The organism is Marinobacter maroccanus (assembly GCF_002933275.1).
Lineage (GTDB): Bacteria > Pseudomonadota > Gammaproteobacteria > Pseudomonadales > Oleiphilaceae > Marinobacter > Marinobacter maroccanus.
In genome coordinates this window covers 340018-348969 of sequence record NZ_PSSX01000003.1, presented here as the reverse complement: position 1 = coordinate 348969, position 8952 = coordinate 340018, and the positions used below count along the sequence as shown (strand labels likewise).

Sequence of the window (8952 nt, the reverse complement as noted above, 5' to 3'; positions counted from 1 at the left end):
GGCAAGAGGATTAGCATTCATAGGGACGGCGGTGGATTGGTTAATTTTGTTGTTTTGGCGAACTCAAAACTAACCGGTTTTACCGCCGTCTCCTACTTTTTCACGCTAACCTGCGATGAACCTAAAAAAGCACCGGATCGCTCCGGTGCTTCTCTCTCATCAGGCGGCTGTTTTCTGGCTTATGCCGCTTCGTCTTCGCTCTCATCTACAGAGTTGCGGATAAGGAAGTCAAAGGCACTCAACGCTGCCTTGGAACCCTCACCCATGGAGATCACGATCTGCTTGAAAGGCACGGTTGTCGCATCACCCGCGGCAAACACACCCGGGATGGACGTTTCGTTGCGATCGTTAACGATAATCTCGCCGTGCTGGCTCAGTTCGATGTCACCCTTGAGCCATTCGGTGTTGGGCACCAGGCCAATCTGCACGAACACACCTTCCAGGGAGATATGATGCTGCTCTCCGGATGTGCGGTCGGTGTAGTGCAGGCCGTTGACCTTGCCATTTTCACCAGTGATCTCAGTCGTCTGGCCGGAGGTGATGATCTCCACATTCTTCAGGCTGCGAAGCTTCTTCTGCAATACCTCGTCGGCGCGCATCTCGGCACCGAACTCGATCAGGGTTACGTGCCCCACGATACCGGCCAGGTCGATGGCCGCTTCCACACCGGAGTTACCACCGCCGATGACGGCAACACGCTTGCCCTTGAACAGAGGACCGTCGCAGTGCGGGCAGTAGGCCACACCCTTGTTGCGGTATTCCTCCTCTCCCGGCACGCCCATCTGGCGCCAGCGCGCCCCGGTGGACAGAACCAGGCTGCGTGCCTTGAGCGTCGCACCGTTTTCCAGCCGTACTTCGTGGGGCATGCCCGGCCGTGACGCCGGAATCAGCTTCTCGGCCCGCTGCATGTTCATGATATCCACGTCGTACTCCTTGACGTGCTGCTCCATGGCCGCAACCAGTTTCGGACCTTCCGTGTAGGGCACAGATATCAGGTTCTCGATGCCCATGGTATCCGCCACCTGGCCACCAAAACGCTCGGCCGCGATACCGGTGGAGATCCCCTTCCGCGCCGCGTAGATGGCAGCAGAGGCGCCGGCCGGGCCACCGCCAATCACCAGAACTTCGAAGGTGTCTTTCTGGTTGATCTTCTCGGCATCTTTCTCGCTGGAGCTGGTGTCCAGTTTGGCGACAATCTCTTCCAGGGTCATACGGCCCTGGCCCCAGGGCTCGCCGTTCATGTACACGCTGGGCACCGCCATCACTTCACGCTGTTCCACTTCATCCTGGAACAGCGCACCGTCGATGGAGGTGTTCTTGATGTTCGGGTTCAGCACACTCATCAGGTTCAGAGCCTGGACCACATCCGGGCAGTTCTGGCAGGAGAGCGAGAAATAGGTTTCGAACTCGAAGCGGCCTTCCAGCGACTGGATCTGTTCGATCACATCCTGGGATGCCTTGGAGGGATGACCGCCCACCTGCAACAGCGCCAGCACCAGGGAGGTGAACTCATGCCCCATTGGGATGCCCGCAAAGCGAACGCCAATATCGGTACCTACACGGTTGATGGCGAAAGACGGACGACGCACATCATTGGATTCTTCGGTGCGCAGACTGATCTTGGACGACATCGGTTCCAGTTCTTCCAGCAGTTCCCGGAGTTCCTGGGACTTCTTGCTGTCGTCATAAGCTGCGACCAGCTCGATCGGCTGCTGCAGCTTGTCCATGTAGGCTTTAAGCTGTTCCTTGATATTGGCATCCAACATATTCTGACTTCTCCTTTAAATTTCAAAACTAAGTATTTGAAACAAATACGGTGGTCAATTGAAGTTGCTGCAAAGATACGGACCGGCAATCCGATGCTCAAATTAATTGACCCAAACTGTTTAATAGGTCTTTGCTATGTTGTTTTCACGGTCGATGCTGGAAGGTTGACCAATAGCGCATATCCACATCCAGCCTGCCGCAGTATCATGTTGTAACAAGGTCGCAACATCATTCTCTGGTACCCAGAATAGGCAACGCATGTTTCTAGATCGTTTCCACTCCGTCCAGGACGGACACATCGTCATCTCCGCTCTGCAGGCCAGCCAGTTCGCCAAGGAGATCGCGGGAGACTTCAACCCCATCCACGACCCGGATGCCCGCCGTTTCTGCGTTCCCGGAGATCTGCTTTTCGCCATCGTGCTGGCTCGCTTCGGGCTGTCGGAAAACATGACCTTCCGGTTTCGCAGCCTTCTCGGCGAGGGCGTGCCTCTCAAGTTTGTTGAGACCGAAAACGCCATTGATGTCTGTGATGATGCCGGCAAAGTCTATATTGAAGTGGCCCGCAGCGGCGCCAGGACCCAGGATGCACAGCTGATTGAGGACATTACCCGCGCCTATGTTGCGGCCTCCGGCAAGAACTTCCCCCATACTCTGAAACCATTAATGGAGTCGAACGGGGTGATGTTCAATCCCGACCGGCCCATGGTGATGTACGAGAGCATGAGCCTGGCCCTGGATAACCTGGATCTGCCTTCCCCCGGTCTGGAATTGCACAACGCCACGCTCGAGGCGGCCGGCAAGCGGGGCAATGTGTTTCTGGAATACCGCCTGACCGCAGACAACAAACCGGTGGGCGAAGTGACCAAACGGCTCGTATTAAGTGGTCTGCGGCCCTATTGTGCGGAGGCGATGGCGGGTGTGATTGAAGAGTTCTATCGCCTCAAGGCCCGTGGCGCCGACTATTTCAACAAGGACAACAGTGGAGACCACAAAAATGCCAATTCAGCCGGGTGATACCCTGCCAGACGTCGAGCTTCAGGTGATGGGCGAGAAAGGTCCGGAGAAAATTCGTACCAGCGAATTCTTTGCCGGCAAGAAAGCCGTCCTGTTCGCCGTACCGGGTGCGTTCACCCCTACCTGTTCAGCCGCCCATTTGCCCGGCTTTGTGGTGAATGCCGACAAGCTGCGCGCCAAAGGCGTGGACAGCATCGTCTGCACATCGGTCAACGATGCCTTCGTAATGGACGCCTGGGGCAAGGCCCACAATGCTGAAGAGATCGTCATGCTCGCCGATGGCCTGGCAGAGTTCGCCGGGGCTCTGGACCTGACCCAGGACCGCACCGCCAATGGCATGGGCATTCGCAGCCAGCGTTATGCCATGATCGTCAACGACGGCAAGGTGGAGCTTCTGCACGTGGACCCTCAGGGCCTGGACCTCACCAGCGCCGAAACCATACTCGAGTCGCTCTGAGCGATAGCTTATCTCCAGACACAAAAAAACCCCGGAAAGTCCGGGGTTTTTCGTTCATAAGCTTCCCGTAACGAGAGCTTAGATCTTGCCCACCAGGTCCAGTGACGGAGTCAGGGTTTCTTCACCTTCCTTCCACTTGGCCGGGCAAACTTCGCCGGGGTTCTTGCGAACATACTGAGCGGCTTTCACTTTGCGCATCAGGTCGTCAGCATCACGGCCGATGCCTTCAGCAGTGATTTCCATCGCCTGGATAACACCATCCGGATCGATCAGGAAGGTAGCGCGGTCTGCCAGGCCCTGGCCTTCACGCATCACACCGAAGTTGTTGGTGATGGTGCCGGTCTGGTCGCCTACCATGTAGTAGTTGATCTTGCCGATGGTCTCGGAGCTGCTGTGCCATGCCTTGTGGGTGAAGTGGGTGTCGGTGGACACAGAAAACACTTCAACGCCCAGCTTCTGCAGCTCTTCGTACTTGTCGGCCACGTCGCCCAGCTCGGTCGGGCAAACGAAAGTGAAGTCGGCCGGGTAGAAGAAGAATACCGCCCACTTGCCTTTTACGTCGGCTTCGCTGATCTCAACGAACTCGCCGTTTTTGAAGGCAGTAGCGTTGAACGGTTTAATCTCGCTGTTAATGATGCCCATTAAAGATAACTCCTTGTTGATGGATTCATAAGTTGGTGAATTGGTGGCGCATAAGGTACGGATATCGACGATGCGGATAAAATTGATAATTCCCAAACCAGAGATAGGAAAAACCTATCTCTGGTTTCCGGCCGGGAATCTTCTTCCGCCATCTTGTGTATGGGGCCTTAGCCCGCCAGTTCAATCTTTTCGAAGTCCAGAATATTCTCTTTTGGTGACGCTTTAATGGCAGCCACTTCTGCCCGCTTCTTCGCCAGGATATAGACGAAACAGCCAAAATACAGAGCAATCACCAGAGCGCCCACCCACTGAATCCTCAGGAAATCCAGCTGGAACAGCATGGTCAGGCCAACCATCGCCAGGAAATTGAACACCACATAGTTCGCCCGCCCCAGCCGCTGAGCGGTGAGATTCAGGTTGTCGGTGTACAGCCGGATCAGTGAATCCAGAGAGTTCACCACCATCAACACCCCCACCGAGATCATGGCAAGGTTGGTAAACGCCGCAATCTGCAGACCTTCAGCGTGGTAATGGTAAAGGACCGTAAACCACACACCGATGGCAATGGAAGGCACCACCAGCATGGCAATCAGCAGCTGCCAGGTACGGATACCACTCACGAAGCGGGCAGTAAACTGGCCGATCATGATGCTCCAGGCAAACCACCAGAACAGGTAGAACTCGTGGTAGTCATTGATGGGCAGGGCAAATTGATGAATGTTGGCGAAGTACTCGCCAATCAGTCCGGCGGTGCCAAAGAAATCCGCCGGCGAGCCGGCACCCATCACAAACGCTCGGAACCACATGCCCACAATCAGGGCAATGAACAGCAGGCTCGAACCCAGGCTGAGGATGCGCACATACTTGATCTTGGAGCTGGAGTAGACCGCCAGCGCAATCGCAGCGAACACGATGAAGTAGAACGCCGGCACCACGGACTCGCCATCACCCAACATGGGCAGATACCAGGGCAGGTTCACCAGCAACAGATAGGCCGTGAAAGCACAGGTGCCGATGATCACTACGTTGTTCACAACCTTCACCAGCGGGATTTCAAAGAACTGCACCCGCGGCTCGATGATCGCGAAGTAAAAACAGGTCAGGAAATAGAAGCCCCAGATCAGGAACGCCCAGAACCCGAACTCAATGGCCAGCGGGTTGGCAAAGCCGTACTCGGGACTGGCAGACAGATCGCCATAGCCGCCGAACTCGGTCAGCGGGAACATGATCAGGCCCACATCCAGACCAGAGGTGAACAGGATGGCAATAAAGGTGAAGGTGCGGACCGGCGTTACGCCGATGCACTGGATATCCCACCATTTGTACAGAATCAGCACAATGGCGGCAAACGTGAATATCAGACCTGCGGATAACCAGAGTGTCATAACGTCCTCCGGTTACTTTGTTTCTTTGCAATGAACAGCATGGGTGTTCCTCCTCTACTATGTAATTCGAATCGGACACAAACCCAGGACTTGCCTATCGGGCGCCCGAAAACGGCAGAACACCGTCGCGCTGATAGGGAAATCCTGAGGGCTTGCAAAACCCCGGGCGCGTTGCACGCCCGGGCGGGATGACGACGCGCTACGCCAGCGCGCGCTTTGCCTGTCCCGGTCGCTGACGTGCCTGCCACTGGTCGTCCATCACCACAGGCGCATCAGAAGGTTGCAGGGGCTCCTTGCCCCGGATCAGGTCGGCTGCCCGCTCGGCCACCATGATGGTGGGCGAATTCAGGTTGCCGTTGGGTATGGTCGGGAAGATGGACGAGTCCACCACCCTGAGATTTCGGATGCCGCGGACCCGTGTGTCCGGGTCCACAACCGCCAGCTCGTCGGTGCCCATCTTGCATGAGCAGGACGGGTGATAGGCGCTCTCCACCGCCTGACGGACGAAGGCATCGATTTCCTCGTCGGTCTGGACCTCGGCCCCGGGCTGGATCTCCGCTCCGCGGTACTCGTCCATGGCCGGCTGGTTGATGATTTCCCGGGTCAGGCGCACACAGTCCCGGAAGCCTTCCCGGTCTGCCTCGTGCTGCAGATAATTGAAGCGGATGGTCGGCGCCTGTTTCGGGTCAGCCGATTGCACATGCACGAAACCCCGGCTCCTGGGCTTGTTGTGGCCAATGTGCAGCTGGAAACCGTCGCCATCGAAGGCCTCCTTGCCGTCGTAGCGCATGGCTGCCGGCAGGAAGTGATATTGCAGGTCAGGCCATTCGACCCCGGCCTTGGAACGGATAAAGCCACAGGACTCGAAATGATTGGTGGCGCCCAGACCGTCCTTGCGGAGAATCCAGCGAACACCGATCTTCAGCTTGTTCCACCAGTCCAGTTTGCCGTTAAGAGAAACTGGCTGTTTGCAGCGGTACTGGAAATAGAATTCCAGATGGTCCTGCAGGTTCTCACCGACGCCGGGTAACTCGTGCTTTACCTCGATACCGGCTTTCTCCAGTACCTCGCGCTTGCCAATCCCGGACAGCTGGAGCAGATGCGGTGAGCCGATCGAACCGGCCGACAGGATGACCTCCTCGGCTGCCCTGGCCTCATGTACCTTGCCACCCTGCTCGTAACGGACACCGGTGGCGGTTTTGCCATCCAGCAAAACCTTGTGCACCAGGGCACGGGTGACCACGGTCAGGTTATCCCGCTCCATGGCCGGGCGCAGGTAGGCGTTGGCGGTGGACCAGCGACGACCGTTCTTGACGGTCATGTGCATGGCGCCGAAGCCTTCCTGTTGCGTACCGTTGTAATCGTCGGTTTCAAGATAACCGGCATCGGAACCCGCCCTGATAAAGGCCCTGTAGAGCGGGTTCTGCATGTTGTTGCCGTTATTCACGCCGAGCGGTCCTTTATCCCCCCGGTAATCATCGGCGCCAAACGCCCAGGTTTCGGCCTTCCTGAAATACGGCAGGACATTCCGGTAATGCCAGCCGGTGGCACCTTCGGAATCCCATTCGTCAAAATCCCGGGCGTGGCCACGGACATACACCATCCCGTTGATGGAGGAAGAGCCACCCAGAACCTTGCCCCGGGGGCAATGCATGCGGCGGTTATCCAGATACGGCTCCGGCTCGGTCTCGAACTGCCAGGCGTACTTTTTGGTGTTCATGGGAATGGACAGGGCGGTGGGCATCTGGATGAAGATGCTCTTGTCGCTGCCGCCGGTCTCCAGCAGCAGCACCCGGTGGCGCGCGTCCTCGGTCAGTCGGTTGGCCAGCACGCAACCGGCAGAACCCGCACCCACAATGATGTAGTCGTATCGATTTTCTGTCATACGCGTTCTCCTTTGTGGCCCAGGGTCTGTTGCCGCCTCGTCTTCTCCTCTGCTGTGGCCATTTTTATGGCCAGCTAGGCAGAAGGAGCGCAGTTTGGTTGTTCCAAATAAGCGACTGATAACGACGCTGGGCATAAAAATGGCCGCAGCCCTTCGGGTTGCGCCTAATAAAGCGCCACTCGTCGTTGCTCGTTACTCATTTGGAACAACCAAACTTCGCTCCTCGCGCCTAAATTGGCGCTTTATTAGGCGCAACAGAGGTGAAGACGAGGCGGCAACAGACCCTTGGGATTAAAACGGGGCGTCGAGATCTTCCATTCCCACATACACCGACTTGATCTGGGTGTAGTGAGCGATGGTCTCGCGCCCGTTTTCCCGGCCGATGCCGGAGAGTTTGTAGCCGCCCACCGGCATTTCCGCCGGGGAAGCGCCGTAGCTGTTTATCCAGCAGATGCCGGCCTGGATCTGGTGAATGACCCGGTGCGCCCGACGGATATCGTTGGTGAACACCCCGGCCGCCAGCCCGGTATCGGTGTTGTTGGCCCGGGCAATCACCTCATCTTCATCAGAGAAGGTCAGCACAGCCATCACCGGCCCGAAGATCTCTTCCTGCACAATGGTCATGTCATCGGTGCAGTCAGTGAAAATGGTGGGCTCAACAAAATAGCCGCCGCGGGAATCCTCCGGTTCAAACGCACGACCGCCGTGGCTCAGGGTGGCGCCTTCAGACAGGCCTTTGGCGATATAGTCCAGCACTAGATCCCGGTGTTTTGCCGAGATGAGCGCGCCGAAATTGGTGTCCGGATTCATCGGGTCGCCGGGTTTGATGTTCTTGCGGGTGCGCTCCAGCAGACGTTCCATAAAGCGCGGGTACAAGTCTTCATGGACAAACACCCGGGTGCCGTTGGTGCAGATCTCACCCTGGGTGTAAAAGTTGCCCACCATGGCGGCGGAAATGGCGTTCTCCAGGTCGGCATCGTCAAAGATAATCAGCGGGGATTTTCCGCCCAGTTCCATGGTGACGTCTTTCAGGGTGGAGGACGCCGCTGCCATCACCTTTTTGCCGGTGGCAACTTCGCCAGTGAAAGATACCTTGGCAATCTCGGGATGATGGGTCAGCCACTGGCCCACTTCCGCGGCGCCCTGCACGACGTTGAACACGCCCGCCGGTACGCCCGCTTCGGTAAAGATTTCCGCCAGCTTCACCGCGCCCATGGGGGTTTCCTCGGAGGGCTTGAAGATCATGGCGTTACCACAGGCCAGCGCCGGCGCAGATTTCCAGCAGGCGATCTGGATCGGGTAGTTCCAGGCGCCAATTCCGGCACAGATGCCCAGAGGCTCACGGCGGGTGTAGTAGAAATCACCCCCCAGATCCTGCTGGTTGCCCTCAATGGACGGCGCCAGGCCACCAAAGAACTCAATCGCATCGGCACCCGTTACCACATCCACGGCTTCCGCTTCCTGCCAGGGCTTGCCGGTATCCCGCACTTCTGCGGCGGCCAGCTCATCATTGCGCTCTCTCAACAGCGCAACCGCCCGCAGCAGAATCCGGCTGCGCTCAATGGCTGTCATCGCGGACCATTCGGCAAAGCCGGCCCGGGCACTTTCAATGGCGGCCTGCTGCACGGACTCATCCGCCACTTCCACTTCGTAGATAACCTGACCGGTGGCCGGATTCACCACGGGGAAGGTTTCGCCGGTGCTGTTGGCCAGGAAGCGGCCATGAACGAAATTCTGAACAACGGGAAGAGATGCAGACATAGTAATCAGATAACCTCGGTTCGGTGTCTTCGGGCCTTGTG

At 57.4% G+C, this 8952-nt stretch carries 7 protein-coding genes; 2 read left to right on the top strand and 5 right to left on the bottom strand.

Going from position 1 to position 8952, the window contains the following annotated elements; all coding sequences use genetic code 11:
- Nucleotides 1-179: 179 nt before the first annotated feature.
- The gene (ahpF, locus tag KEHDKFFH_RS06135; protein WP_104321087.1) at nt 180-1766 is read right to left on the bottom strand and encodes an alkyl hydroperoxide reductase subunit F; all 1587 of its coding nucleotides are present in this window, start codon (nt 1764-1766) and stop codon (nt 180-182) included.
- 259 nt (nt 1767-2025) lie between these two features.
- On the opposite strand from ahpF, the gene KEHDKFFH_RS06130 reads away from it, so the two are divergent.
- Nucleotides 2026-2781: a DUF3581 domain-containing protein gene (locus KEHDKFFH_RS06130; protein WP_104321086.1), complete on the top strand. Its 756-nt coding sequence runs from the start codon at nt 2026-2028 to the stop codon at nt 2779-2781.
- Entirely contained in the window at nt 2762-3238 is a 477-nt protein-coding gene (locus KEHDKFFH_RS06125; RefSeq protein WP_104321085.1) for a peroxiredoxin, read from the top strand. Before KEHDKFFH_RS06130 ends, KEHDKFFH_RS06125 begins: the two co-directional genes overlap by 20 nt.
- Before the next feature lie 78 nt (nt 3239-3316).
- On the opposite strand, the gene ahpC is transcribed toward KEHDKFFH_RS06125, so the two are convergent.
- From ahpC to betB, 4 genes are all read right to left on the bottom strand, one after another.
- Nucleotides 3317-3880 (bottom strand): alkyl hydroperoxide reductase subunit C, encoded by a 564-nt coding sequence (gene ahpC / locus KEHDKFFH_RS06120; protein WP_104321084.1) that lies wholly within the window; start codon nt 3878-3880, stop codon nt 3317-3319.
- Between the two features lie 167 nt (nt 3881-4047).
- Nucleotides 4048-5265: a choline transporter gene (locus tag KEHDKFFH_RS06115; protein WP_104321083.1), complete on the bottom strand. Its 1218-nt coding sequence runs from the start codon at nt 5263-5265 to the stop codon at nt 4048-4050.
- Between the two features lie 199 nt (nt 5266-5464).
- A complete protein-coding gene (gene betA, locus KEHDKFFH_RS06110; protein ID WP_104321082.1) occupies nt 5465-7150 on the bottom strand; it encodes a choline dehydrogenase in 1686 nt (561 codons plus the stop codon).
- 291 nt (nt 7151-7441) lie between these two features.
- Nucleotides 7442-8911, bottom strand: coding sequence for a betaine-aldehyde dehydrogenase (gene betB, locus KEHDKFFH_RS06105; RefSeq protein ID WP_104321081.1), 1470 nt, complete (start codon nt 8909-8911; stop codon nt 7442-7444).
- Between the last annotated feature and the right edge of the window lie 41 nt (nt 8912-8952).

Coding starts and splice junctions, on each gene's coding strand:
- ahpF (WP_104321087.1), bottom strand. CDS start 1,766: ATGTTGGATGCCAATATCAAGGAACAGCTTAAAGCCTACATGGACAAG.
- KEHDKFFH_RS06130 (WP_104321086.1), top strand. CDS start 2,026: ATGTTTCTAGATCGTTTCCACTCCGTCCAGGACGGACACATCGTCATC.
- KEHDKFFH_RS06125 (WP_104321085.1), top strand. CDS start 2,762: ATGCCAATTCAGCCGGGTGATACCCTGCCAGACGTCGAGCTTCAGGTG.
- ahpC (WP_104321084.1), bottom strand. CDS start 3,880: ATGGGCATCATTAACAGCGAGATTAAACCGTTCAACGCTACTGCCTTC.
- KEHDKFFH_RS06115 (WP_104321083.1), bottom strand. CDS start 5,265: ATGACACTCTGGTTATCCGCAGGTCTGATATTCACGTTTGCCGCCATT.
- betA (WP_104321082.1), bottom strand. CDS start 7,150: ATGACAGAAAATCGATACGACTACATCATTGTGGGTGCGGGTTCTGCC.
- betB (WP_104321081.1), bottom strand. CDS start 8,911: ATGTCTGCATCTCTTCCCGTTGTTCAGAATTTCGTTCATGGCCGCTTC.